Annotated in this window: 23 protein-coding genes; 10 read left to right on the forward strand and 13 right to left on the reverse strand. The window is 71.8% G+C overall.

What is annotated here, in order from left to right; all coding sequences use genetic code 11:
* Positions 1 to 131: 131 nt before the first annotated feature.
* The 11 genes from ABT158_RS10000 to ABT158_RS10050 all read right to left on the reverse strand — a co-directional run bounded on the left by ABT158_RS10000 (position 132) and on the right by ABT158_RS10050 (position 12,414).
* Positions 132 to 1,094, reverse strand: coding sequence for an ABC transporter permease (locus ABT158_RS10000; protein WP_352352397.1), 963 nt, complete (start codon positions 1,092 to 1,094; stop codon positions 132 to 134).
* A 42-nt stretch (positions 1,095 to 1,136) separates the two neighbouring features.
* Positions 1,137 to 2,180 (reverse strand): ABC transporter permease, encoded by a 1,044-nt coding sequence (locus tag ABT158_RS10005; RefSeq protein WP_352352398.1) that lies wholly within the window; start codon positions 2,178 to 2,180, stop codon positions 1,137 to 1,139.
* Complete coding sequence (locus tag ABT158_RS10010) at positions 2,177 to 3,175, reverse strand: ABC transporter ATP-binding protein (protein WP_352352399.1); 999 nt, start codon at positions 3,173 to 3,175, stop codon at positions 2,177 to 2,179. The genes ABT158_RS10005 and ABT158_RS10010 overlap by 4 nt, the downstream gene beginning before the upstream one ends.
* Entirely contained in the window at positions 3,175 to 4,212 is a 1,038-nt protein-coding gene (locus ABT158_RS10015) for an ABC transporter ATP-binding protein (protein ID WP_352352400.1), read from the reverse strand. The genes ABT158_RS10010 and ABT158_RS10015 overlap by 1 nt, the downstream gene beginning before the upstream one ends.
* Before the next feature lie 61 nt (positions 4,213 to 4,273).
* Positions 4,274 to 6,100, reverse strand: a complete 1,827-nt coding sequence (locus ABT158_RS10020; protein WP_352352401.1) for an ABC transporter substrate-binding protein — start codon at positions 6,098 to 6,100, stop codon at positions 4,274 to 4,276.
* A gap of 203 nt (positions 6,101 to 6,303) precedes the next feature.
* On the reverse strand, positions 6,304 to 8,109 hold the full coding sequence (locus ABT158_RS10025; protein ID WP_352352402.1) for a S9 family peptidase: 1,806 nt from the start codon (positions 8,107 to 8,109) through the stop codon (positions 6,304 to 6,306).
* A gap of 40 nt (positions 8,110 to 8,149) precedes the next feature.
* A complete protein-coding gene (locus ABT158_RS10030) occupies positions 8,150 to 9,007 on the reverse strand; it encodes a glutamate ABC transporter substrate-binding protein (RefSeq protein WP_352352403.1) in 858 nt (285 codons plus the stop codon).
* 133 nt (positions 9,008 to 9,140) lie between these two features.
* Positions 9,141 to 10,058 (reverse strand): amino acid ABC transporter permease, encoded by a 918-nt coding sequence (locus ABT158_RS10035; protein WP_352352404.1) that lies wholly within the window; start codon positions 10,056 to 10,058, stop codon positions 9,141 to 9,143.
* Positions 10,055 to 10,723 carry an amino acid ABC transporter permease gene (locus ABT158_RS10040; RefSeq protein WP_352352405.1) on the reverse strand — a complete coding sequence of 223 codons (669 nt, stop codon included), beginning with the start codon at positions 10,721 to 10,723 and terminating at the stop codon, positions 10,055 to 10,057. Before ABT158_RS10040 ends, ABT158_RS10035 begins: the two co-directional genes overlap by 4 nt.
* Positions 10,724 to 10,781: 58 nt before the next feature.
* Positions 10,782 to 11,633 carry a glutamate ABC transporter substrate-binding protein gene (locus tag ABT158_RS10045; RefSeq protein WP_352352406.1) on the reverse strand — a complete coding sequence of 284 codons (852 nt, stop codon included), beginning with the start codon at positions 11,631 to 11,633 and terminating at the stop codon, positions 10,782 to 10,784.
* Between the two features lie 25 nt (positions 11,634 to 11,658).
* Complete coding sequence (locus ABT158_RS10050; RefSeq protein ID WP_352352407.1) at positions 11,659 to 12,414, reverse strand: amino acid ABC transporter ATP-binding protein; 756 nt, start codon at positions 12,412 to 12,414, stop codon at positions 11,659 to 11,661.
* A 137-nt stretch (positions 12,415 to 12,551) separates the two neighbouring features.
* On the opposite strand from ABT158_RS10050, the gene miaB reads away from it, so the two are divergent.
* Positions 12,552 to 14,045 (forward strand): tRNA (N6-isopentenyl adenosine(37)-C2)-methylthiotransferase MiaB, encoded by a 1,494-nt coding sequence (gene miaB / locus ABT158_RS10055; protein WP_352352408.1) that lies wholly within the window; start codon positions 12,552 to 12,554, stop codon positions 14,043 to 14,045.
* A 57-nt stretch (positions 14,046 to 14,102) separates the two neighbouring features.
* Here the strand turns inward: miaB and ABT158_RS10060 are convergent, their stop codons facing one another.
* Positions 14,103 to 14,474 (reverse strand): hypothetical protein, encoded by a 372-nt coding sequence (locus ABT158_RS10060; RefSeq protein WP_352352409.1) that lies wholly within the window; start codon positions 14,472 to 14,474, stop codon positions 14,103 to 14,105.
* Positions 14,475 to 14,874: 400 nt separating this feature from the next.
* Here ABT158_RS10060 and ABT158_RS10065 point away from each other — a divergent pair, with 400 nt between their 5' ends.
* From ABT158_RS10065 to ABT158_RS10075, 3 genes are all read left to right on the forward strand, one after another.
* Complete coding sequence (locus ABT158_RS10065; protein ID WP_352352410.1) at positions 14,875 to 15,396, forward strand: flagellar basal body-associated FliL family protein; 522 nt, start codon at positions 14,875 to 14,877, stop codon at positions 15,394 to 15,396.
* 81 nt (positions 15,397 to 15,477) lie between these two features.
* Entirely contained in the window at positions 15,478 to 16,224 is a 747-nt protein-coding gene (locus ABT158_RS10070; protein WP_352352411.1) for an isocitrate lyase/PEP mutase family protein, read from the forward strand.
* Positions 16,225 to 16,262: 38 nt separating this feature from the next.
* Positions 16,263 to 16,934: a class III extradiol ring-cleavage dioxygenase family protein gene (locus ABT158_RS10075; RefSeq protein WP_352352412.1), complete on the forward strand. Its 672-nt coding sequence runs from the start codon at positions 16,263 to 16,265 to the stop codon at positions 16,932 to 16,934.
* 22 nt (positions 16,935 to 16,956) lie between these two features.
* Here ABT158_RS10075 and ABT158_RS10080 read toward each other — a convergent pair whose 3' ends face one another.
* Positions 16,957 to 17,862, reverse strand: coding sequence for a ribonuclease Z (locus ABT158_RS10080; RefSeq protein ID WP_352352413.1), 906 nt, complete (start codon positions 17,860 to 17,862; stop codon positions 16,957 to 16,959).
* On the opposite strand from ABT158_RS10080, the gene ABT158_RS10085 reads away from it, so the two are divergent.
* The 6 genes from ABT158_RS10085 to ABT158_RS10110 are packed head-to-tail and all read left to right on the forward strand — an operon-like array spanning position 17,861 to position 24,026.
* Positions 17,861 to 18,391, forward strand: a complete 531-nt coding sequence (locus ABT158_RS10085) for a methylated-DNA--[protein]-cysteine S-methyltransferase (protein ID WP_352352414.1) — start codon at positions 17,861 to 17,863, stop codon at positions 18,389 to 18,391. The genes ABT158_RS10080 and ABT158_RS10085 overlap by 2 nt on opposite strands.
* 40 nt (positions 18,392 to 18,431) lie before the next feature.
* The gene (gene miaA, locus ABT158_RS10090) at positions 18,432 to 19,337 is read left to right on the forward strand and encodes a tRNA (adenosine(37)-N6)-dimethylallyltransferase MiaA (protein ID WP_352352415.1); all 906 of its coding nucleotides are present in this window, start codon (positions 18,432 to 18,434) and stop codon (positions 19,335 to 19,337) included.
* 9 nt (positions 19,338 to 19,346) lie between these two features.
* On the forward strand, positions 19,347 to 20,159 hold the full coding sequence (gene dapF / locus ABT158_RS10095) for a diaminopimelate epimerase (RefSeq protein WP_352352416.1): 813 nt from the start codon (positions 19,347 to 19,349) through the stop codon (positions 20,157 to 20,159).
* Between the two features lie 52 nt (positions 20,160 to 20,211).
* On the forward strand, positions 20,212 to 20,967 hold the full coding sequence (locus ABT158_RS10100; RefSeq protein ID WP_352352417.1) for an SCO6745 family protein: 756 nt from the start codon (positions 20,212 to 20,214) through the stop codon (positions 20,965 to 20,967).
* Between the two features lie 19 nt (positions 20,968 to 20,986).
* The gene (locus tag ABT158_RS10105; RefSeq protein ID WP_352352418.1) at positions 20,987 to 23,266 is read left to right on the forward strand and encodes a tetratricopeptide repeat protein; all 2,280 of its coding nucleotides are present in this window, start codon (positions 20,987 to 20,989) and stop codon (positions 23,264 to 23,266) included.
* Between the two features lies 1 nt (position 23,267).
* Positions 23,268 to 24,026: an SDR family NAD(P)-dependent oxidoreductase gene (locus ABT158_RS10110; protein ID WP_352352419.1), complete on the forward strand. Its 759-nt coding sequence runs from the start codon at positions 23,268 to 23,270 to the stop codon at positions 24,024 to 24,026.
* Positions 24,027 to 24,028: the final 2 nt, after the last annotated feature.

The raw sequence follows: 24,028 nt of genomic DNA on the forward strand, positions 1-24,028 counted from the left end.
GCGGGGGGCGGAGCGTCCAGGGGTGCGGATCAGGCCCGTGTCGAAGCCCTCCGAACGAGCCAGATGGTTGCGAGGGCGGCGCCGTCGGCGGGCGCGGAGGGTGCGCCCGCCGGGAGGCGCCGCTCGCATCGTCAGGCCAGACGGATCCGGGGATCCAGGAGCCCGTAGGCGATGTCCACGATCAGGTTCGCCACCACCACGGCGGTGGTGGCCAGGATGACGACGCCCATGATCACCGGCAGGTCACCGCTGATGAACGCCTGCACCACCGCCTGCCCGATGCCGCCGAGCCCGAAGACCGACTCCGTCACCACCAGACCGCCGATCAGCGTGCCGATGTCCACGCCGAGCTGGGTCACCACGGGGGTCAGCGCGGCGCGCAGGCCGTGCCGGTAGATGACGCGGCCCTCGGGCACGCCCTTGGCGCGGGCCGTACGGATGTAGTCCTCGCCCAGGACGTCCAGCATGGAGCCCCGGGTGAGCCGGGCGTACGAGGCCGCCTGGACCATGGCCAACGTGATCCACGGCAGGATCAGGTGCCGGGCCCATTCGCCGGGGTTCTCGGAGAAGGGCACGTAGGAGTCGGGCGGCAGGATCGGGGCGCCCGCCATGGTGAGCTGGAAGAAGAAGAAATACAGCAGCAGCAGGCCGACCACGAACGTCGGCATCGAGACCCCGGCCAGGGCCAGCGTGGTCAGGGCCCGGTCGAGGAACGACCGTACGCGGGTGGCGCTGAGCACGCCGGCGCCGACGCCCAGGCAGAGCCACAGGACGGCGCCGCCCAGCACCAGCGAGAACGTCGGCGGGAAGTCCTGGGCGAGCAGCTTGCCCACCGATTCGCCCGAGAAGTACGACTGGCCGAGGTCGCCGTGCAGGAGCCGGCCCAGGTAGTCGAAGTACTGGACGATGGTGGGATGGTCGAGGCCGAGGTTGTGCCGGATCAGGTCGACCTGCTCGGGGGTGGCCTGGCGGCCGGCCAGCGTACGGGCGGGGTCGCCGGGGGCGACGAAGAACAGGAAGAACGTGCCCAGGGAGACCAGCCACAACACCAGCACCCCGAGCAGGGTCCGCCGCAGCAGGAACCGTCGCAACATCAGCCCTCCACCTCCTGAAGCAACCCCGGCATGCCACCCCGGTCACGAAGCAGCGGCATCGGACCCCCCAGCAGCGGCATCGGACCCGCCGGCGGCGGGCGCGGAGGCCGGAGCGGAGGCCGGAGCGGAGGCCGCGCGCCGGTTCCGCCGTCGCCGGCGGCTGAACAGCCGTTCCATCCGGGGATCGATGGCGTCCCTGATCCCGTCGCCCACCAGGTTGAACGCCAGCGTCGTGATCAGCAGCGAGGCCGCCGGGAAGCCCAGATACCAGTACGCCACCCGGTAGAACCCCTGGGCCTCGCTCAGCAGGTTCCCCCACGACGGGGTCGGGGGAACGATCCCGAGCCCCAGATAGGACAAGGTGGACTCGAACACGATCGCGGCCGGTACCAGCAGCGTGGTGAGCACGATGACGGGGGCCAGCAGGTTCGGCAGGATGTCCACGAACATGATCCGCGCGTCGCCGGCCCCCATGGACCGGGCCGCCTCCACGTACTCGCGTTCCTTGAGCGACAACGTCTGGCCGCGCACCACGCGGGCGATCGCCGCCCAGGAGTAGAACGAGATCACCCCGATCGTCGCGGTCAGCGACGGCCCGGCGATGGACACCACCGCGATCGCGAAGATCAGGTACGGGAACGACAGGACCACGTCCATGAGCCGGGACAGGATGGTGTCGATGACGCCGCCGTAGTACCCGGCCAGCAGCCCGATGACGACCCCGATCAGCGCCGCCACGCCGGTCGCGACCACGCCGACGAGCAGCGAGACGCGCGCGCCGTACAGGACCCTGATGAACAGGTCGCGGCCGAGGCGGTCGGTGCCGAACCAGAACTCGCCGTTGGGCGCGACCGGCAGGCCCTGGTCGGTGATGCCGGTGTCGCGGAACTGCTCGTCGGGGTCGTGGCCGTTCCACGCCGAGATGAGCGGCGCGGCCAGGGCGAGCAGGCACAGCAGCACGACGACGATGCCCGAGATCAGGGCCACCCGGTCGGACCTGATCCGCGCCCAGGCGAGCTGCCAGGGGCTGCGTCCGGCGATCGTGCGGTCGGCGACGACGTCCGGACGGATCTCCGTGAGAGTCATGCGCTCCTCCCGGCGGTCAGGTCCTCGCCCGCCTCGACGGGGTAGTGACAGGCCACCAGGTGCTCCTGGGGCACCAGCAGCGGTTCCTCGGCCGAGCAGCGTTCGCGCGCCTTCGGGCACCGCGGGTGGAAGCGGCAGCCGGTGGGCGGGTCGATCGGCGAGGGCACGTCGCCGGTGAGGATGATGCGGTGCCGCCGTTCGGCCTCGTCGGGGTCGGCCACGGCGGTCGCCGACAGCAGCGCGTTCGTGTACGGATGGCGGGGCACGGCGTGCAGCTCCTCAGCGGTGGCCAGTTCGGCCACCTTGCCCAGGTACATCACCGCGATCCGGTCGCTGACGTGCCGCACCACCGACAGGTCGTGGGCGATGAACAGGTACGTCAGCCCGAAGTCGTCCTGGAGGTCCTTGAGCAGGTTGAGGATCTGGGCCTGGATGGACACGTCGAGCGCCGACACCGGCTCGTCGCAGATGATCAGCCGGGGCCGCAGCGCGAGCGCCCGCGCGACCCCGATGCGCTGCCGCTGCCCGCCGGAGAACTCGGCGGGGAACCGGTTGTAGTGCTCGGGGTTGAGCCCGACCCGTTCCATCAGCTCCTGGACGGTCCGCCGCAGCTCCTGGCCGCTCTGCACCCGGTGGATGACGAGCGGGTCGGCGATGATCGAGCCGACCCGCCGGCGCGGGTTCAGCGAGCCGTACGGGTCCTGGAAGATCACCTGGATGTCGCGCCGGTAGGGCCGCATCCGGCGCCGCGGCAGGTTCGTGATGTCGGCGCCGTCGAAGCGCACGCTGCCGGAGGTGATGGGATGCAGGCCCGCGATGCACCGGGCCAGCGTGGACTTGCCGCAGCCGGTCTCGCCGACCAGGCCGAGCGTCTCGCCGGGCGACAGCGACAGGCTGACGCCGTCGACGGCTCTGACCTGGCCGATCGTCTGCTTGATCAGCATGCCGCTGGTGATGGGGAAGTGTTTGACCAGGTTCTCGACTTCGAGCAGCATCAGGCCTCCTCCGCCGTGCCGAGCACCGCCCGCTTGCGCAGCGCCTCGGCCTCCGCGCCGAGCCCGATCGCCTCGTGCGGCAGCCAGCACGCCGAGGCGTGCCCGCGCGCGCCCGTGATGGAGGCCAGCGGCGGCCGTTCGGCGGGACAGACCGGCATCACGTACGGGCAGCGCGGATGGAAGGCGCACCCGGACGGGATCGCGATCAGGCTCGGCGGCGAGCCGGGGATGGGCCGCAGCCGTCCGCCGCGGTCGCCGGTGCTGCCCGGGATCGACTCCAGCAGGCCCTTGGTGTACGGGTGGTGCGGTTGGTAGTAGAGCGTGCGCCGGTCGGCCCGCTCGACGACGAGCCCGGCGTACATGACGAGCACCTCGTCGGCCATGCCGGCCACCACGCCGAGGTCGTGCGTGATGAGGACGAGCGCGATGTCGAACTCGGCCTGCACCCGCCCGATCAGCTCAAGGATCTGCGCCTGGACGGTCGCGTCCAGCGCGGTGGTGGGCTCGTCGGCGACGATGAGCTTGGGGTTGAGCGCGAGCGACATGGCGATCATCGCCCGTTGCCGCATGCCGCCGGAGAACTGGTGGGGGTAGTCGTCCACCCTGCGGTCGGGGCGGGGGATGCCCACCAGGCCCAGCAGCTCGACGGCCCGTTTCCTGGCCTCGGCGCGGCGGGTGCCGGGATTGTGGACGCGGATCAGCTCCTCGATCTGCCAGCCGACCTTGTAGAGCGGGTGGAGGCTGGTCAGCGGGTCCTGGAAGACCACGCTGATCTCCGCGCCGCGGATGCGGCGAAGCTGTTCGTTGTCGAGTCCGAGCAGGTCGACGCCCTCGAACAGGGCCGTGCCCGTGATGTCGGCGTCGGGGGTCAGCCCGAGTATCGCCTGGGTGCTCACGGTCTTGCCGCTGCCGGACTCGCCGACGATCGCCAGCGTCTGGCCGCGGTCGACGGTGAACGACAGCCCCCGCACCGCCTGGACCACGCCGTCGGAGGTGGGGAAGGACACCTGGAGGTCGGTTACCTCAAGCAGGCTCATATGTCTCCCTCGCGGCCGTCCCGCGGGCCCGCCTGCCGGCGCGCCCGCGGGAGGCCGGTCGTCAAGGCGTGTTGGGGTTCAGCCAGAGGTTGGTGACGTCGTAGATCTGGTACGACGGCAGGTACAGGGCGTTCTGCACCCGCTTGTTCTTGTAGAGCGGCGTGTTCTGGTTGTTCAGCGGCACGATCACCGCGTCGCCCAGCACCGTCTGGTCGGCCTCGTGCCACAGTGCCGCGGCCTTGGCCTGGTCGGTCTCGGCGAGCGCCCGCTTGATCAGGTCGTCCACCTTGGGGTTGCTGTAGCAGCCGTAGTTGCTGGTGCCGGCGTTGCAGTTGGTCTGGAACAGCGGCTGCATGACCGCGCGGCCGTTGTTGCCGTACCAGTCGGGGATCCAGCCGGGGGCCGACAGGTCCCATTCGCTGTTCTTGGCGTGCGAGGGCGTCTGCAGGTAGGTGTAGTAGTCGCCCTGGCGCAGCGGCAGGCCCTTGACGGTGATCCCGCACTTCTTCAGGTCGGCCGCGTACGACTGGAAGTTGGCCGGGTGGTTGCCCGCGTTGCGGAAGGCGCCGATGAGGGTCAGCCCGTCGGGGTAGCCGGCCTCGCTCAGCAGTTGCTTGCACTTGGCGGGGTCGCCCTGGTCGCCCGGCGTCGGGTACGGGTTGTACTCCTGGTAGCCGATGTTGCCGGGCGGGATGACCGTGTGCAGCGCGGTCGCGACGTCCGCGCCGCCGTAGATCTTGGCGATGGCGGTCTTGTTGATCGCGTACTCGATCGCCTGGCGGACCTTGAGCTTGCCCATCGCCCCGCCGGCGTTCTTGCTCTGCAGGTTGAACACCACGTACGGGTTCGTCACGGCGCCGGGGAAGATGGTGAAGTTGGGGTCGTTGCTCTTGAGCTGCGGGATCTGCGAGGTCGGCACCGGCAGGTCCCACGACAGGTCGGCGCTGCCGGCCTCGATCTGCTGCTGCACCGCGTCGGGCTCGCCGACGCCCATCTTGACGTCGATGGCGTTGACGTACTGGTGCCTGATCGGGTCGGACTCCTGCTTCCAGGCCGGGTTCTTCTCCAGCCGGATCGACTTGGTGGCCACGTACGAGGTGATCTTGTACGGGCCGTTGGAGATCACGTGCTGGCGGAAGGTGGCGTCGTCGGGGACGTACTGGTCGTACTCCTGCGGCGCCGCCGAGGCGAAGTTCAGGGCCAGGATGTTGAGGAAGTCACCGGCCGGCTGGGTCAGGGTGAAGACGACCGTCTTGTCGTCCTTGGCCTGCACGCCGGCGATGTCGTGGCCGTTCTGGAAGTCGGCCAAGGCCTTGGCGGTGGGCTTGGCCTTCTCGAACGCCTTGATGTAGGCGTCGCAGTACTCGGCCATGCCCTTGATCGTGCTGGTGTAGTAGCCGGGCGCGCCGGAGCCCGCCACCGGGTTGCAGATGCGCTTGAACCCGCGGACGAAGTCGCCCGCCGTCACCGGCCGCGGCGGCTGGGTGTCCCACTGCACGCCGTCGCGCAACTTGATCGTGTACGTGAGCTTGTCGGCGCTCAGGCCGCCGTTCGCCTCGGTGGGCAGTTCGGTCGCTATGTCGGGCAGCACCTCGTAGCCCTTGGTGGTGTCGGCTCCCGCCGCGACGCCCTGGAGGGCGTACAGCTGGCGCGAGTAGCCGCGCATGATCCCGATGGTGACGACGTAGTAGATGCTGGTCGGGTCGAGATGGTCGACGTCGCCCGAGCCCACGAGCCTGAGCGTGCCGCCCGTGACGGGGCTTCCGGAGCTCTGGCTCGCTGCGGGGGGCGGAGCGGATTTGCTGGTTCCGTTCTGCGTCGCGCAGGAGGTGGCGAGCAGAGTTGCCGCCGCCACCGTGATGATGCTGAGATGGCGCAAGCTGGCCATCTGGCCTCCCTCGTGCCGAGATGGGGGTGTTGTTGGCTGGCACAGCTGGGGCGCGCGTCGTGGCCGCGACGCGCGCCCCACGTTTACTGAGACGAGCAACCCATGCCGGAGGAAGACTGTCGAGGTCGGTTACGTAACTGTTTGCGACTAGCGACTGGTCGGTAATGCTGATTCAGTACGGGAATTGTCTGGAGATCGCGACATTAACTGAATAGCTGCTGGTAGAAAGCCAGCTCGGCGGCCAGGGCCGCGACCCGCGTCTCCAATCGGCGAAATCCATGGGATTCGCCGTCGAAAGCGAGATAAGTGCAGGAGACGCCGCGCTCGGACAACGCGTCGGCGAAGGCCGTCGACTGCTCGGGCGGCACCACCGGGTCGTCGAGCCCCTGCAGCAGCAGCATCGGGCAGGACACCCCGTCGACCAGGCCGAGCGGCTCCCTGGAGGCGTAGACGGCCGGGTCGTCGCCGACCAGCCACTCGACGTAGCGGGACTCGAAGTCGTGGGTGTGCGCGGCGAGCGGCGCGAGCGCGCTGACGCCGTAGTAGGACACCCCGCCCGCGAACACGCCGGAGCGGCAGCAGGCGGCCATCACCGTCCAGCCGCCCGCGCTGCCGCCGCGCACCGCGATCCGGGCCGGATCGGCCAGCCCGGAGTCGGCCAGCCACTGGGCGGCGGCGACGGTGTCGGCGACGTCGACCAGCCCCCACTGGCCGCGCAGCCGCTCCCGGTAGGCGCGGCCGTAGCCGGTGGAGCCGCCGTAGTTGACGTCGAGCACGCCGATGCCGCGCGAGGTCAGGAACGCCTTCTCCAGGTCGAGCGCCGTGTCGGCGTGGGCGGTCGGGCCGCCGTGCACGAACACCACGAACGGCGTCGGCTCCTCGGCGACCTGGTGCAGGAAGGCGTGGACGAGCCGTTCGCCCGGCACGACCACCGGCCGCGGATCGGGCACCCCGGACAGGTCGGGCAGGCGCTCGGCGGCCCGCGCCAGCGGCTCGGCCCGCCCGGCGGCGACGTCGACCCGCACGACCGAGCGCGGCAGCCGGGCGGCGTGGCCGACGCCCGTCACGGACATGCCGTCGGCCGCGAGCGCGGCCTGCCATCCGGTGTAGGGCAGGTCGAGGTCGTGGAGCGCTCCCGTGGCCGGGTCGAGCACGCCCAGCCGCAGGTCGCCTTGCCCGTGCAGGACGGCGAGCCGCCCGTCGCCGAGCACGGTGTACGGCGCGCCGCCGAGCTGCCACGGCGGCTGCGTGAACTCCTCCTCGGCCGGGCACAACGCCCGCGGCGCGGCGCCGTCGAGGCCGCACTCGTAGAGGTTCCACCAGCCGGAGCGGTCGGAGACCAGGTAGAGGGTGGCGTCGTCCTTCCAGGCGGGCGACAGGACGGACTCCGCCGCGCCGCCCAGCACGGTGCGGGCCTGCCCGTCGCGCAGCCGGACGACGCGCAGCTCGGTGCCGTCCCAGGGCATGCGGGGGTGGTTCCAGCAGACGTAGGCCAGGTGGGCGCCGTCGGGGGACAGGGCGGGGGAGGCGTAGAAGTCGTGGCCGCAGGCCCGCTCCCGGGGCTCGCCGCCCGCCAGCGGGATCGACACGACGGACCGGGTGATCTTGCCGTGCTCGCCGTGGCGCTCGCGCACCGCCCAGACCTCGCCGTCGTGGACGGTCAGGTCGGCGTAACGGGAACCTTCGGCGGTGAGGGGTTTCGGCTGGCCGTTTTGCCCGAGAAGGTACAGACGCTGGTCGGCCAGAGCGGCGAAGACCACGTCGCCGCCGGGCGTCACGGCATAGGGACGCCCGCCGTACTCGTGGACCCTCGTACGCGCGCTCCAGGGGGCGGGCAGCAGGTCATGGCAGGTGCCGTCGGCCTCGCGGCGGACGATCGCGGTGCGGCCGCCCTCGCCAGGACGGTCTTCGGTCCACCACACCCGGCCGCCCTGCGCGACGGGCCAGCCGGGCCGCAGACCGGCGGCGGCGACGTCGCGGGCGGAGATGGGGGACGGCCAGAAAGGCATACCCGCATCCTGCCGGAAGATCCGGGGCCGTGGGGCGCGATCAAGAACATCTCTCCTGCGGCGGCATCGAGGTGGGCAGGTTGAGCCCGGTGTCGCCGAACCACTTGCGCAGCAGCCGGGTGGCCGTCCCGTCCCGCCACATCTCGACCACGGCCTGCTCGGCGGCCTCGCAGGTCTCGATGTCGCCCTTCTTCAGGCCGATGGCGTACCGCTCGTCGGTGAAGGGGTCGTTCAGCAGCCGGAACAGGCCGGGGGCCTGCTGGGCGAAGCCGGCCAGGGTCAGGTCCTCGGTGGAGACCGCGTCCAGCTCGTCGTCGCTGAGCTTGCGCACGCAGTCGGAGTAGTTGGCCGCGGGCACGGCCACGACGGGCAGGTCGAGCTTGCCGTCAGGAGGCGGGTCGGCGACGCGCTTGAAGGAGTTGGAGCCCGGCACCTGGCACACGCGCTTGCCCCGCAGGTCGCCGACCTCGCGGATGGACGCGTCCTCGGCCCGGACCATCGTGTCCTGGTGCACGAGCACGTACGGGCCGGCGAAGGTCACCTTGGGCCTGCGGGCCTCGGTGATGGAGTAGGTGGCGAACACCATGTCCACGGTGCCGTTCTGGAGCAGCGCCTCGCGGCCCGCCGCCGGCGCCTCCCGCCAGGTGATGCGCACGGGCCGGCCGCGGGCCAGTTTGGCGACGACGTACCGGGCGACGTCCACGTCGAAGCCCACGGGATCGCCGGGACCCACCTTCAGGCCCAGGCTCGGCTGGTCCCACTTGGTGCCCACGATGACCTGGCCGGTGCCCCTGATCTTGCCCACGACGCTGGAGTAGGCGCCGCCGCCACCGCACGCCACCGGGACGGCGAACGCGGCCGTGCCGGCCAGCGCCACCACGACTCCACGTATCCGCACGCACAGGAGTCTGTGGGCTCGGCGGCCCGGCGGGCGCGGTCTGCGTGCCGCACCGGCGAAGATCTGAGGCTTTCTTTACGAGACGGCGGCGGGACGGGAACCCCGCCGCCGTGCTCCTCACTGCACCCGCAGGTCACTCCACGGGGATGTCGGGCGCCATGCCGCCGCCCTCGGTGCCCTGGCCGGTCGCGACGCCGACGGAGGCCGCGCCGGGGGTGGCGATCGGCCGCGCCGAGGTCTTCCTGCTGCGCCTGCTGCGCCGCTCCAGCAGGGTGGCCAGGTAGCTCAGCGTCATGTTGAGCGCCACGTAGATGACGCCGATGACGATCGCCGCCGGGATCAGCGAGCCGAAGTACGCGGCCGGCAGGATCTTGAACCCGGTGTTGAGCAGGTCGACGTAGGCGATGATGTAGCCGAGCGCGGTGTCCTTCAGCAGCACCACGAGCTGGCTGACGATCGCCGGCATCATCGTCGTGACCGCCTGCGGCAGCAGCACCAGGCGCAGCACCTGGTTCTTGCGCATGCCCACCGCGTAGGCGGCCTCGGCCTGGCCCTTGGGGATGGCGTGCACGCCCGCGCGCACGATCTCCGCCAGCACCGAGCCGTTGTAGAACATCAGGCCCAGCACCACCGCGATGAAGGCGTAGTCGCCGCCGCCGGCGATGGCCGGGGCCAGGTAGAAGATGAAGAAGATGAGCAGCAGCAGCGGGATGGACCTGAAGATCTCCACCACCGCGGCCGCCGGCACCCTGATCCAGGCGTGGTCGGAGAGCCTGGCCAGGCCGAAGACCGCGCCGAAGACCAGCGCGAGCACCGCCGCGGCGGCCGCCGCCTCCAGCGTGCCGAGCAGGCCCGGCAGGATGAACTCCCGCCACACCTCGGCCGTCAGGAACGGCTGCCAGATCTTGCCGTCCCACTGGCCCTTGGCGTCGAAGCCCCGGTAGACGAAGTACACGACGGCCAGGACCGCCAGGACACTGATCGCCGTCAGCAGGTGGTTGCGCAGCCTGGCCCTGGGGCCGGGGGCGTCGAACAGGACGGACGCGCTCATCGTGCCACCGCCAGACGCCGGGCCAGCCAGCCGGAGAAGAAGCCGATCGGCATGGTCACGATCATGAAGGCCACGACCACCCCGAGGAAGATCGGGATCGAGGCCCCCGTGGTGTCGAACGTGAGCTTCATCTCGGCGGCCACGTCGGCGGCGTACCCGCCGGCGACCGCCACCGTCGTGTTCTTGATCATCGCGATCATCACGCTGGCCAGCGGCGCGATGACCGATCGGAACGCCTGCGGCAGGATGATCAGCCGCAGCGTCTGCATGAAGCTCAGCCCGATCGCGCGGGCCGCCTCCGCCTGTCCCATCGGGACCGTGTTGATGCCCGAGCGCACCGCCTCGCACACGAACGCCGACGTGTAGATCGACAGGCCCATCGAGACGATCCAGAAGGAGTTCGTCCGCGGCTCGCCGGAGAAGACGAGGCCGAGTTTGTCGCTCAGGCCCAGCGCCGAGAACGCCAGCACCAGGGTGAGGGGGGTGTTGCGCACCACGTTCACATAGACCGTGCCCACCGCGCGCAGCACGGGCGTCGGGGAGACGCGCATCCCGGCCAGGACCGTCCCGAGGACGAGCGAGACGACCGCGGCCACGAGCGCGATCCTGATGTTCCCCCAGAAGCCCATCGCGAGGTCGGGCAGGTACTTGATTAGTTCATCCATCGTGCTCCACCGCATAGAGCGGCGGCGGCCGGGATGCCGGCCGCCGCCTCTGGCGTGACTAGCTGCAACCCTCGGCCGGGGGCGCGGTCTCCGACAGCTTCAGGCCCTCGATGCCGCCGAACCACTTCTCCAGCAGCTGCTTCATGGTGCCGTTGTCCCAGATCTTCTTCACCGCGGTGTTGACGGCCTCACACGTCTTGGTGTCGCCCTTCTTCAGGCCGATGCCGTACTTCTCGTCGGTGAAGCCCTGGCCGAGCACCTTGAAGTTGCCGCCGGCCTGCTTGGCGAAGCCCGCCAGGATCAGGTCGTCGGTGGTGACGGCGTCGAGGTTGCTGCCCGACAGCTTCTGCACGCACTCGGAGTAGTTGGCCGCGTCGACGGTCGTGGCGTCGATGTCGAGCTTGCCGTCCGGGGGCGGGTCGGTGACGCGCTTGTAGGAGTTGGAGCCGGCCGCCTTGCAGATCTTCTTGCCCTTGAGGTCCTGCGGGGTGTTGATCGCGGCGTCGTCCTTGCGGACCATGATGTCCTGGTGCGCGATCACGTACGGGCCGCCGAAGGACACCTTGGCCTTGCGCTCCTCGGTGATGGAGTACGTGGCGAAGATGATGTCGACGGTGCCGTTCTGGAGGAAGGGCTCGCGGTTGGAGGAGGCCGACTCCTTCCACTCGATCTGGGCGTCCTTGCCGCCGTTCATCTCCTTCAGCACGGCCTTGGCGACGTCGACGTCGAAGCCCTCCGGCTCCGACCCCTTCTTCAAGCCCAGGCTCGGCTGGTCCCACTTGGTGCCGACCACGACCTTGCCGCCGTCCTGCACCTTCTCCAGGACGCTGGCGTAGGTCTTGTCACCGCCGCAGGCGGCCAGAGCGGCGAGCATGCCCACTCCCGTGACCACCGCTCCCAAACGACGCATGTGCATGTATACCTGCCTCAAAATCTCAGTGCGTGAGGATCTTCGAAAGGAAATCACGCGCGCGGTCGGTCTGCGCGTTGGTGAAGAACTCGTCGGGGGTGTTCTCCTCCACGATCTGTCCGTCCGCCATGAAGACCACCCGGTTGGCGGCCCGGCGGGCGAATCCCATCTCGTGCGTGACGACCATCATCGTCATGCCGTCGCGTGCCAGCCCGATCATCACGTCGAGCACCTCCTGGACCATCTCCGGGTCCAGGGCCGAGGTGGGCTCGTCGAAGAGGATCATCTTCGGGTCCATGGCCAGCGCACGCGCGATCGCGACCCGCTGCTGCTGGCCGCCGGAGAGCTGGGCCGGGTACTTGTCCGCCTGCGCGGCGATGCCCACCCGTTCCAGCAGTTCCATGGCCCGCGCGTCGGCCGTCCGGCGGTCCTTGCGGCGCACCTTGATCGGGCCGAGCGTGACGTTCTCGCGGATGGTCTTGTGCGCGAACAGGTTGAAGGACTGGAACACCATGCCGACCTCGGACCGCAGCCTGGCCAGCCCCCTGCCCTCCTCGGGCAGCACCTGGCCGTCGAACACGATCCTGCCGTCGTCGATCGTCTCCAGGCGGTTGATCGTCCGGCACAGCGTGGACTTTCCACCGCCCGAAGGCCCGATGACCACCAGAACCTCGCCACGAGAGACGGTCAAGTTGATGTCCTTCAGGACGTGCAACGCCCCGAAGCGCTTGTTGACGCCCTCCAACTGAACGAGTGGAGTGGCGTCGCCGTTCTCCGTCATGGACCAAAACGGTAGAGGTCATTAAGACGCTGGTCACTAACCAGGTGGTACCGATCCGGTCACATCGTGCCGTCAAGCTGGTGTTTTAGACGGGGGCGGCTGCCGCGAGCCGGACAACGACTACCCTTGAACCTGCCATGACTGTGACCCAGGAGAGCGCCCGCACGTACGAAGTGCGCACATACGGGTGCCAGATGAACGTGCACGACTCCGAGCGCCTTTCCGGCCTGCTGGAAGACGCCGGCTACGTGCCGGCCCCCGACGGCCAGACGGCCGACGTCGTCGTGTTCAACACGTGCGCCGTGCGGGAGAACGCCGACAACCGCCTTTACGGAAACCTCGGCCATCTGCGGCCGGCCAAGATGGACAACCCGCGCATGCAGATCGCGGTGGGCGGCTGCCTGGCCCAGAAGGACCAGGGCGACATCGTCCGCAAGGCGCCCTGGGTCGACGTCGTCTTCGGCACCCACAACATCGGATCCCTGCCGGTGCTGCTGGAGCGGGCCCGGGTGGCCGGCGAGGCGCAGGTCGAGCTGAAGGAGTCGCTGGAGGTCTTCCCCTCCACGCTGCCCACCAAGCGCGAGTCGGCCTACGCGGCGTGGGTCGCGATCTCGGTCGGCTGCAACAACACCTGCACGTTCTGCATCGTGCCGTCGCTGCGCGGCAAGGAGAAGGACCGCCGCCCCGGCGACGTCCTGTCCGAGGTGCGCACGCTGGTGGGCCAGGGCGTCCTGGAGGTGACCCTGCTCGGCCAGAACGTCAACACCTACGGCGTCGAGTTCGGCGACCGGCTGGCCTTCGGCAAGCTGCTGCGCGCCTGCGGCGACGTCGAGGGCCTGGAGCGGGTGCGCTTCACCTCGCCCCACCCGGCCGCCTTCACCGACGACGTCATCGCCGCCATGGCCGAGACGCCCAACGTCATGCACCAGCTCCACATGCCGCTGCAGTCGGGCTCCGACCGCGTGCTGCGGGCCATGCGCCGCTCCTACCGCGCCGAGCGCTACCTCGGCATCATCGAGCGGGTGCGGGCCGCCATGCCCGACGCGGCCATCTCGACCGACATCATCGTCGGCTTCCCCGGCGAGACCGAGGAGGACTTCCAGGCCACCCTCGACGTCGTCCGGCAGAGCCGCTTCGCCAACGCCTTCACCTTCCAGTACTCCATCCGTCCCGGCACCCCGGCGGCCACCATGGAGGACCAGATCCCGAAGGAGGTCGTCCAGGAGCGTTACGAGCGCCTGGTGGCCCTGCAGGAGGAGATCTCCTGGGAGGAGAACAAGAAGCAGGTCGGCCGCACGCTGGAGGTGCTGGTCGCCGAGGGCGAGGGCCGCAAGGACGACGCCACGCGCCGCCTGTCCGGCCGCGCCGCCGACAACCGGCTCGTGCACTTCGCGGTGGGCGAGGAGACCCCGAGGCCCGGTGACATGGTCACCGTCGAGGTCACCTACGCCGCCCCCCACCACCTGGTCGCCGACGGCGCGGTCCGTGCGGTGCGGCGCACGCGGGCCGGCGACGCCTGGGAGGCCCGCCAGGGCGCCCCGGCGAAGGGGCCCGGCGTGCTGCTCGGCATGCCGTCCGTCGGCCGCCCGGCGGCTCCCGCCCCGGCCGCCGGAGCCTGCTCGGCCCACTGAGCCACCGCGTATCGACACCCCGCCGCTCCTTCGGGACGGCGGGGTGTTCCGCGTGGGTCAGCGTCTGAGGCGGTCGAGGAAGCTGTAGCACGGCTGCCGGCGGAAGTCGTCGAACGTGGCGCACGGGTCGGGCCCGCCCGGCCGTACGGAGGGAGGCGGCGGCGGGGGAGGCGCCTGACGGTCCGGCTCGGGGACGACCCGTTCCCTGGGCGGCGCCTGCGGGGACGCGTGCGGAGCCGGACGCCGTACGGCGGCCCGCCGGGACGGACGCGGCGGCGCGACCAGCGGCGGACGCGTGGGAAGCGCCCTGGGCGAGAGCGGCGACGACGGCTCGCCCCGCACCGGCCTGCCCCTTCCCGGAGAGTGCGAGGGCTCGCCCGGCTCCGGCTCCGCCGTGGTGGGCCGGTCGGGCGCCGGCACGGCCTCCATCCACCCAGGCGACCAGGGGCCGGGCGTCCAGGGGCCCGCCGACGGGGTCAGCGGCGCCGGGGACGGCTCGGCCGCCGGCGAGCCCGCGATCCGCGAAGGAAAATACGATCTTGGGATAAGCGGTGTTTCCTGATCGAATTCACGGCGGATTTGCGGGCGCGATTCCGGAGAACTGGTGAATGCGAGGAAAATCCCGAGCCCGGCCGTGACGAGTACCCCGGCCGCCCCGGCCGCGGCGCCCAGCCGGGGACGGCCACCTGGGCAAACAGATCTTTGGGGGGACAAGTCGTGATTCCTTTGTGATTGGTGTGCGAGCATTCCGCTGATGCGGCTAGTGTGGTCCATCACCCGCGGAAGCCGGCGAGCTTTCCCCGATACGACCGCAGGGAGCTGCACCACCATGCATGATCCGACCGAGCCGGATCGTCAGGAGATCCTCTCCGGGCCGGGCTCGTCCCCGAGGCCCCCCGGCAGGAGCAGGAAGACCGCCGTCATCGCCGCGTTCGCCCTCGTCGGCGTGCTCGCCGCGGGCGGCGCCGGCTACCTGCTGGCGGCCAAGCCCGGCCAGAGCGCCCAGCAGGAGCAGGGCTCCGGCCGCCCGTCCCCGGCCACGAGCGCCGGCGACGAGGTGTTCGAGGCCGACGAGGACGCCACCATGGGCGACGCCACCACCGACGCCCCCGACGACGGCCTGCCCGCCGACGGCTCCGACGACTCCGCCATGGGCGACGCCGTCACGGACCCGGGCGGCGGCCCCGACCCCGCCGACAAGGGATCGACCGGTTCCGACGGCACGACGCAGACGGGCACCGGCAGGAAGCCCGGCACGCCGTCCACCAAGGCCCCGCAGCCGGCGGGCGACAACCCCGCCGACGGCCCCGCTGGGGAGCTCAGCGGCCAGTGCGCCAAGAGCGGCTGCTGAGACACCGTCCCCAAGTGGCTCGCGCTTTCCGGCCGGTAATGGATCTGCTGGAGAGCCGGCCGTCCTCGTAGGGTGCCGGGCATGACGACTGACAGAGCGGCCACGTTGCGACGGCTGCACGTGCCCGGCAGCCCGCTGATCCTGCCCAACGTCTGGGACGCCGCCTCGGCGCGCGCGGTCCAGGAGGCCGGGTTCCCGGTGGTGGCCACCGGCAGCGCGGCCGTCTCCCGCGTGCTGGGGTACGCCGACGGCGAGAGCACGCCGGTCGGCGAGATGATGGCGGCCGTCGCCCGCATCGCCAGGGCCGTGGACGTGCCCGTGACCGCCGACGTCGAACGCGGTTACGGGCTCGCGCCCGGCGAGCTGGCCGAGCGGCTGGCCGAGGCGGGGGCGGTGGGCTGCAACGTGGAGGACTCCGACCCGCGTACCGGCGAGCTGGTCGACGCAGGGGCGCAGGCGGACTTCCTGGCCGGCATGCGGGCGGCCGCGGGCGACGCCCTGGTGATCAACGCCCGGGTCGACACCTATGTGCGGGGCCTGCGCGACCGGGCGGCGGCGGTGTCGCGCGGGCGGCGCTACCTGGAGGCCGGGGCCGACTGCGTGTACCCGATCACGCTGGCGGACGAGGGCGAGATCGCGGCCCTCGTCGCCGAGGTGGGCGGGCCGGTGAACATCCTGTTCCGGCCGAAGGCGCCGTCGTACGCGCGGCTGGCGGAGCTGGGGGTGGCCAGGATCAGCTTCGGCGGCGGCCTCCACCAGGCGGTCCACGCCTACACGCAGGGCCTGCTCGCCGCCGTCGCACAGGGCCACGACCCCTACACGACCTGACCACCGGCTTGGGGCGGGTGGCGCGTACGCTTGCGCTCGTGCTTGTCGCCGCGGCCGTCTGCCCGCAAACCCCGCTGATCGTGACCGGGCTGCCCGAGCTGCGCGCGGCCTGTCGTGCCGCGGTCGCCGCGCTCCGGGCCGCCCGTCCCGACGTGCTGGTCGTGGTGGGCGGCGCGGAGACGACCCGCTCCTACGACGGCGCCGCGGCGGGCACCCTGCGGCCCTGGGGCTTCGACATCACGGTGGGCGAGGGCCGGCCCGTGCTGCCGCTGTCCCTGACCGTCGGCCGCCGGCTCCTGAACGACCCCGGACAGCCCCCCACGGCCGACGCCGACGGGGGTGCCGCGCAGGCGGTCGCCTTCGATGCCGCTCCGGCCGAGTGCCGCGCGATCGGCGCCGGGCTGGCCGCACGCGGACGGGTCGCGCTGCTGGTCATGGCCGACGGCTCGGCGTGCCTGACCCCGCGGGCGCCGGGCCGGTACGACGAGGCGGCCGGGCCGTACGACGACCTGATCGCCGAGGCGGTCGGCAGGGCCGACGCGGCGGCGCTGGCCGCGCTCGACCCCGCCGAGGCCGACCGGCTCTGGGTGACCGGCCGCGCGGCCCTCCAGGTGCTGGCCGGCGCCGCCGAGGGGACGCCGCTGACCGGCACGCTGCTCATGCGGTCGTCGCCCTACGGCGTCGGCTACTTCACGGGCGTGTGGAGCTGACGGGACGGCACCGGGAGGCGCGTCAAGCCTGGGGGCGGCGGCGGGGGACCGGGATGCGCATCAGGTCGCGGGCCGTGATCACTTCGCCGTCGAAGCTGCGGCGCACCTCCTCGACGAACGCCGGCTCCTCGGCGAACCCGTACCGCTCGGAGAAGTGCGTGAGCACCAGCCTGCGCACCCCCGCGTCGGCCGCCACCACACCCGCCTCGAACGCCGTCAGGTGCCCGTACTCCTTGGCCAGCGCGCTCTCGGCGGACAGGAACGTCGACTCGATCACCAGCAGGTCGGCCCCGAAGGCCAGCTCGAACACGGAGTCGCACAGGCGGGTGTCCATGACGAACGCGGCGCTCTGCCCCGGCCTGGGCTCGCTGCACTCGGCGAGCGTGACGCCCCGGACCGAGCCGGTGCGCTGGAGCTCGCCGACCTCCGGGCCGCGGATGCCGTGGCGGGCCAGCCGGTCGGGAAGCATGCGGCGGCCGGGCGGCTCCTGGACGCGGTAGCCGTACGACTCGACGGGGTGGGACAGGCGGCGGGCGATCAGCGGCCCCACCCCGGCCAGCGCGCCGGAGACCGGATGCTCCTCGATCACCTTCGTGTCGGCGAACGCGGCCGCGTGCCGCAGCCTGCGCCAGTAGGTCTCGCCGGCGGCGGGGAAGACCGCGCGCACCGGATGGCGCACCCGGTCGCGGGCGATGCGCTGCACGACCCCGGGCACGCCCAGGCAGTGGTCGCCGTGGAAGTGGGTCACGCACAGCCAGTGGACGTCGTTCGCGCTCAGCCCGGCGTGCAGCATCTGCCGCTGCGTGCCCTCGCCTGGGTCGAAAAGGTAGCCTTGCCCGTCCCAGCGCAGAAGGTACCCGTTGTGGTTACGGTGTCGGGTGGGCACCGCGCTGGAGGTGCCCAGCACCACGAGTTCACGTGAGGACATGATGACCACGCAGTCCACGCTGTCCACGGTCGCGTTCGCCGAGGTGCCGACGCCGGTCGGCCCGTTCGTCCTGGCCGTCACCGAGCAGGGGCTGGTCGCCTCGGGATGGGGATCGCCTGCCGGACTGGCCGGCCGGCTCGGCCTGGCTGAGGTTCATGATGCGGATCGTACGGCCTGCGCGGTCGCCGAGCTGAACGCTTATTTCGCCGGCGAGCTGCGCACGTTCAGCACCCCCGTGGACTGGCGGCTGATGACCGGCTCCCGGCTGCAGGTGCTCCAGGCCCTGCACCGCGTCCCGTACGGCACCGCCGTCACCTACGGCGAGCTGGCCCGGCGCGCCGGGTCGAGCGTGCCCGCCCGCGGCATCGGCTCGATCATGGGCTCCAACCCGCTCCCCATCTTCGTGCCCTGCCACCGGGTGGTCGCGGGCAACGGGCTGGGCGGGTTCAGCGGCGGCGTGGGGGTGGAGACCAAGCGCTGGCTGCTGACGCACGAGGGATACCTCCAGCCGACGCTCCTCGACCTGTAGGTGGTCCGTCCACACCCGGACAGTTGACACACTGGTCGGTGTGCGCCAGCAGCCAGTCATCGCCGTCGTGGGCCCCACGGCGGCCGGGAAGTCCGATCTCGCCGTCGACCTCGCGCTCCGGCTCGGGGGCGAGTGCGTCAACGCCGACTCCATGCAGCTCTACCGCGGCATGGACATCGGCACGGCCAAGCTCACCCTTGCCGAGCAGCGCGGCGTCCCCCACCATCTGCTGGACATCTGGGACGTCACGGTCACGGCCAGCGTCGCCGAGTACCAGCGGCTGGCCAGGGAGCTGTTCGCGAAGATCGACGTCCCGGTGCTGGTGGGCGGCAGCGGCCTCTACGTCCGGGCGGCCCTCGACGACCTGGAGTTCCCCGGCACCGACCCGGTGATCAGGGCCCGGCTGGAGGCGGAGCTGGCCGAGCGCGGCCCGGCCCCCCTGTACGAGCGGCTGCGCGAGCAGGACCCGGCCGCGGCCGAGGCGATCCTGCCGAGCAACGGCCGCCGCATCGTGCGCGCGCTGGAGGTGATCGAGCACTCCGGCCGGCCGTTCTCGGCCACCATGCCGTCCTACGACGCCGTCTACCCCAGCGTGCAGCTCGGCCTGGAGGTGCCGCGGCCGGTGCTCGACGAGCGCATCGAGCTGCGGGTCGAGCGCATGTGGGCGGCCGGCCTGGTCGAGGAGGTCCGCGCGCTGCTCGGGCAGGGCCTGGCCGAGGGGCGCACGGCGGGCCGCGCGCTCGGCTACGCCCAGGTCATCAGGTTCCTGGAGGGGGAGTGGACCGAGGAGCAGGCGTTCGCCGAGACGGTCAGGGCCACCAGGCGCTTCGCCCGCCGCCAGGAGTCGTGGTTCCGCCGCGACCCGCGGGTGCGCTGGCTCCCGTACGACGCCCCCGACCTGCTTGAACGATCCCTGGCGCACATCGCCGACCCGGGTGCGGCATAAACTCAGGCAATGCGGTTTCTCAAGGGGCACGGCACCGAGAACGATTTCGTCATCCTGCCCGATCCCGACGACGGCGTGGAAGTGACGGCCGCGCTGGTGGCCAAGATCTGTGACCGGCGGGCCGGGATCGGCGCCGACGGCGTGCTCCGGGTCGCCAGGACCAAGCAGCACGCCGAGGTGGCCGAGCAGGCCGCGGTGGCCGACTGGTTCATGGACTATCGCAACGCCGACGGCAGCGTCGCGGAGATGTGCGGCAACGGCGTACGCGTCTTCGCCCGCTACCTGGTGGACGCGGGGCTGGTGGAGGGGACGGAGTTCTGCCTGGCCACCAGGGGCGGCCCGCGGCGGGTCCGGGTCGAGCCCAACGGCGACATCACGGTCGACATGGGCAAGCCGGCCGTGCTGGGTGAGAGCGTGGCGGGCGTCGGGGGGCACGAGTACCCCGGTCTCCACGTCGACATGGGCAACCCCCACCTGGCCTGCGCGATCGGCGACCCGGTCGTCCAGCTCGACCTCAGCCACCAGCCCGGCTTCGACACCGGGGTGTTCCCGGCGGGCGTCAACATCGAGCTGTTCAACCCGGTGGGCGTCAGCCGCGTGGTGATGCGGGTCTACGAGCGCGGCTCGGGCGAGACGCGGTCCTGCGGCACCGGCGCCGTGGCGACCGCCGTGGCCGCCGCGCACATGTCCGGCGACACCACCGGCACCTGGACCGTCGAGGTCACCGGCGGCTCGCTGACCGTCATCCTCGACGAGGACACGAGCTACCTGTCCGGCCCGGCGGTGATCCTGGCGAGCGGCGAGCTGATGCTTGCAGAATGATGTTCTCCTGAGGGATGCTGGGTCCACTTTCCGAACCGAGGAGGGGTTGAGGATGGCGGACCCGCGTACCACGGCGGTCCAGGTCAAGGCGCCGATCGGCCAGTACGGCGGCGGCTTCATGGTCTCCCGCGAGGCCAAGGCCGTCTGCGAGCAGCACGGGCTCGGCCCGCGCGAGCTGTACTTCCGCGGACGCTGCGGGGTGCTCGGCGAGTGCCACGCCGACGTGGTCACCTCGGTGGCGGTCTTCTTCCCCGCCGCCCACGTCGAGGAGAGCTGGAACGGCGGCAGGAAGATGCCCGTCGAGCAGGCCGTCGAGCTCTACACCGAGGCGTGCCGGCAGTGGGGGCGGCGCAAGCTGGGCGGATACGACGGCTGCGCCCGTATCGCCGAGCTGCTCGAACCGGTCGTCGCGCAGGCCTCGCCGGTGGGCGCGCCGCTGTTCGCCGGCTGGCGGGCGGTGCCGCTGCCGGACGACCCGCCCGCGCGCGCCGTCCAGCTCATGCACGTCCTGCGTGAGCTGCGCGGGGGCCTGCACGCCGACGCCGTGCTCGCGGCCGGCCTGCACCCCCTGGAGGCCACGCTCGCCGCCGTTCACGACACCACCCCCTTCGGCTACGCCGACGGCGTGACGATCGCCAGGTTCTTCACCTGGCCCGAGCCCTACGCCACCCCCGGTCCCGACGTCGTGGCGCGGCGGGCCCAGGTCGAGGAGACCACCGACGACCTGATGGCCCCGGTCTTCTCGGTCCTGCGCGACAGCGAATCGGACGAGCTGATCGAGCTTCTGCGTTTTGGGCACGCTCGTTGACCTGGCAGACTGACTGCCCATGGACGTGGACATCTGGGCCTGGGTCGGCGAAACCCAGCAGCAGCTTTCCGAGGCGGGCAACGTTGGCCTCGCCATGGCGCTGGGAGACCTTCCCGCACAGGCCTACGAGGGCCGGTATCCGCAGCTCGACGTGATGGCCCCGGCCATCGCCCAGCAGGCCGAGACGCTGGAGCTGCCCTGGCTGGAGTTCTACGCCCGCTACTGGCACCTCATGGGCCGCATCGGCGACCGGGCCCAGGGCGCGGTGGCCATCGACGACGCGCGGCAGCTGCTCACGTTCGCCCAGCGCGAAGACGTGCGCGACTGCCCGGCCACCCCGGCCGCCGTCGAGGCGATGGCCATCGTGTGGGCCAACACCGACGGCCCCGGCTACGCCGGCGACCGCCTGGAGACGGTGGGCGCCTTCCTTGAGGGCATGAGCCCGGAGCGGCCCGCCTTCAGCGGCCTGGTCACCCAGTACGTCGCGGCGCTCGTCGACGCGGGCAAGGCCGGCGAGGCCGTCGCCTACGCCGAGTCCGCGGTCGAGCGGCTGCGCACGGCCGGTCGCGCGGCGAGCTGGGAGCTCGGCGCCGAGGGCGCCCGCGCCCTGCTGGCCGCCGGCCGGGCCGACGACGCGCTGGCCGCCCTGCAGGCCGCCGCCGACCTCGCCCCCGACGACCCGCCCGCCAAGGCCCACCGCGAGGGCGTGCGCCGCGCGCTCATCCTGGCCGAGCTCGGCCGCACGGCCGAGGCCGTCGACGCGCTGCCCGACCTCGACGTGGTCGGCGAGCACCCGCGCGTCTTCGTCGAGTGGTCGCGCGCGGTCGCCAAGCTGGCCGGGTCCTCCCAGATCACCAACACCTGGCAGCTCGGCCGGGTGCTGCGCCAGTGGATCGACTACTTCGGCATGATGGGCGGCTACCGCGCCCGCGTCGAGCTCGCGCTGGTCGCGGGCGAGCTGGCCCTGGCCAGGAACGGCGTGTGGCAGGCCCGCCTGCTGGCCGACCTGGCCGAGTCCGGCGCGGCGGAGCTGCGCGGCGAGACCGGCGACCTGACCGAGCGCGTCGCCGCGCTGCGGGCCGCCGCCGACGCCACCTCCGAGCCCGAGGCCCCCGGGCCCCTGACCGAGCGGGTCGGCCTGTTCGACGCCGCCGACGGCTTCAACGCCGACCCCGAGAAGTGGGTGGGCTGGCTCGCGCCGCTGTCCGGCGAGGACCTGGAGGCCACCCGCCGCCACACCACCACGCTCGGCTTCCTCGGCTTCCCCGCGGCGGGCGCCGACATCTACTGGAAGCTGCTGGTCGACTCCGGCGACATCGCCTCGGCCGACCCCGACGACATCGCCTACCTGACCACCCTGCTCATCGAGGCCCGCCAGGACGAGCGCCTGGAGCAGATGGCCGCGCTGCTGCCGCACGCCGCCCAGTACCTCGCGCTGGCCAGGCTCCACAGCGCCCGCGAGCGCTGGCCGGAGACGCTCGACGCCGCCGAGCACGCGGTCGCGGCCGGGGCCGGCATCGAGGCCAGGCGCCTGCTGTCCGGCGCCGCCCAGCAGCTCGACCACAACGACAGGGCCGCCGGCGTCCTGGCCGAGGTGCTCGACGAGCTGACCGACGAGGACGTCTGGCGCATGGTCGTCATGGCCACCTCGGCAGAAGACTGGGACACCGTGCGCAAGGGCGCGGCCAAGATCGGCATGCCGATCAAGTCCAAGCAGGGCCCGATCGAGGAGGAGATGGGCCTGATCCGGCTCATCCTCCCGGCGCCCGACGGCGGCCAGCGCCAGGTGCTGTCCATCCGCACCGGCCCGGCCACCGCCCGGCTGGCGCTGCCGCAGCCGCGCGGCATGGACTACAACGCCGGCGACCTGGTCGTGTTCGACCCGCAGCTGCTGGAGCCCGTCCCGGAAGACCCGCAGGAGCAGCAGAACTTCGTGCCGCCGTTCGCGGCCGTGCGCATCCTGCGTCCCGGCGGTTACACCAGCTACTTCTTCGACGGCGCCGCGCCGAGCGAGGAGGACTGGGCGGAGTTCACCGAGGTCATGGCCGAGCGCGGCTGGCCGATGTGGGTCTACAGCGACGAGAACTACACCGTCACCCACCCGACCAGCGGCGAGTCGCTGCCAGGCGTGTTCGGCTGGGTCGCGGTGCCGCCGGACGTGTCGCCCGCCGAGGTCGACGCCCTGCTCGACGACGCCACCGAGCGCTGGGTGCACCCGCTGGCCTGGCTCGACCTGGCCCGCGAGATCGACGTCGAGGTCGAGCGGCACGAGCGCATCGTCAAGGAATACGGGCTCTGACGTGCTGGAGCGCTTCAGCCTCGACGGCAAGGTCGCCATCGTCACGGGCGCGTCGTCGGGGCTGGGCGTGGCCTTCGCCCGCGGGCTGGCCGAGGCCGGCGCCGACGTCGTGATCGGCGCCCGGCGCGCGGACCGGCTGGCGGAGACCGGGCGCCTGGTCGAGGAGACCGGGCGCCGCTGCCTCCCCGTCCCGACCGACGTGGCGGCGCCGGAGGAGTGCGACGCGCTGGTCGCCGCGGCCGTGGCCGAGTTCGGGGCGGTCGACGTGCTGATCAACAACGCGGGGGTCGGCACCGCCGTGCCCGCGCTGCGTGAGCGGCCCGAGGAGTTCCGCCGGGTGGTGGAGATCAACCTGCACGGCACGTACTGGATGGCGCAGGCGTGCGCGCGGGTGATGCGGCCGGGCTCGTCGATCGTGAACATCGGCAGCATCCTCGGCTCGACCACCGCCGGGCTGCCGCAGGCCGCCTACAGCGCGTCGAAGGCGGCCGTGGCCGGGCTCACCCGCGACCTGGCCCAGCAGTGGACGGCCCGGCGCGGCATCCGGGTCAACTGCCTGGAGCCGGGGTTCTTCGCCTCGGAGATGACGGAGCAGTATCCGCCCGGCTACCTCGAACGCATGCTGGAGCTGCGGGTGCCGATGAACCGGCCCGGCGACCCGGCCGAGCTGGTGGCGGCGGCGGTCTTCCTGGCCTCCGACGCCTCGTCGTACGTCACCGGGGTCACGCTGCCGGTGGACGGCGGCATCCTGATCACCTAGAC

The organism is Nonomuraea sp. NPDC001636 (assembly GCF_040298265.1).
GTDB lineage: Bacteria > Actinomycetota > Actinomycetes > Streptosporangiales > Streptosporangiaceae > Nonomuraea.

Bases quoted from the DNA above. Each gene is read 5' to 3' on its own strand.
- ABT158_RS10080 (WP_352352413.1), bottom strand. From the start codon at position 17,862: ATGTCCTCACGTGAACTCGTGGTGCTGGGCACCTCCAGCGCGGTGCCC.
- ABT158_RS10000 (WP_352352397.1), bottom strand. From the start codon at position 1,094: ATGTTGCGACGGTTCCTGCTGCGGCGGACCCTGCTCGGGGTGCTGGTG.
- ABT158_RS10050 (WP_352352407.1), bottom strand. From the start codon at position 12,414: ATGACGGAGAACGGCGACGCCACTCCACTCGTTCAGTTGGAGGGCGTC.
- ABT158_RS10100 (WP_352352417.1), top strand. From the start codon at position 20,212: ATGGCGGACCCGCGTACCACGGCGGTCCAGGTCAAGGCGCCGATCGGC.
- ABT158_RS10005 (WP_352352398.1), bottom strand. From the start codon at position 2,180: ATGACTCTCACGGAGATCCGTCCGGACGTCGTCGCCGACCGCACGATC.
- ABT158_RS10085 (WP_352352414.1), top strand. From the start codon at position 17,861: ATGATGACCACGCAGTCCACGCTGTCCACGGTCGCGTTCGCCGAGGTG.
- ABT158_RS10065 (WP_352352410.1), top strand. From the start codon at position 14,875: ATGCATGATCCGACCGAGCCGGATCGTCAGGAGATCCTCTCCGGGCCG.
- ABT158_RS10060 (WP_352352409.1), bottom strand. From the start codon at position 14,474: ATGGAGGCCGTGCCGGCGCCCGACCGGCCCACCACGGCGGAGCCGGAG.
- dapF (WP_352352416.1), top strand. From the start codon at position 19,347: ATGCGGTTTCTCAAGGGGCACGGCACCGAGAACGATTTCGTCATCCTG.
- ABT158_RS10010 (WP_352352399.1), bottom strand. From the start codon at position 3,175: ATGCTGCTCGAAGTCGAGAACCTGGTCAAACACTTCCCCATCACCAGC.
- ABT158_RS10105 (WP_352352418.1), top strand. From the start codon at position 20,987: ATGGACGTGGACATCTGGGCCTGGGTCGGCGAAACCCAGCAGCAGCTT.
- miaB (WP_352352408.1), top strand. From the start codon at position 12,552: ATGACTGTGACCCAGGAGAGCGCCCGCACGTACGAAGTGCGCACATAC.
- ABT158_RS10020 (WP_352352401.1), bottom strand. From the start codon at position 6,100: ATGGCCAGCTTGCGCCATCTCAGCATCATCACGGTGGCGGCGGCAACT.
- ABT158_RS10045 (WP_352352406.1), bottom strand. From the start codon at position 11,633: ATGCGTCGTTTGGGAGCGGTGGTCACGGGAGTGGGCATGCTCGCCGCT.
- ABT158_RS10070 (WP_352352411.1), top strand. From the start codon at position 15,478: ATGACGACTGACAGAGCGGCCACGTTGCGACGGCTGCACGTGCCCGGC.
- ABT158_RS10035 (WP_352352404.1), bottom strand. From the start codon at position 10,058: ATGAGCGCGTCCGTCCTGTTCGACGCCCCCGGCCCCAGGGCCAGGCTG.
- ABT158_RS10025 (WP_352352402.1), bottom strand. From the start codon at position 8,109: ATGCCTTTCTGGCCGTCCCCCATCTCCGCCCGCGACGTCGCCGCCGCC.
- ABT158_RS10015 (WP_352352400.1), bottom strand. From the start codon at position 4,212: ATGAGCCTGCTTGAGGTAACCGACCTCCAGGTGTCCTTCCCCACCTCC.
- ABT158_RS10040 (WP_352352405.1), bottom strand. From the start codon at position 10,723: ATGGATGAACTAATCAAGTACCTGCCCGACCTCGCGATGGGCTTCTGG.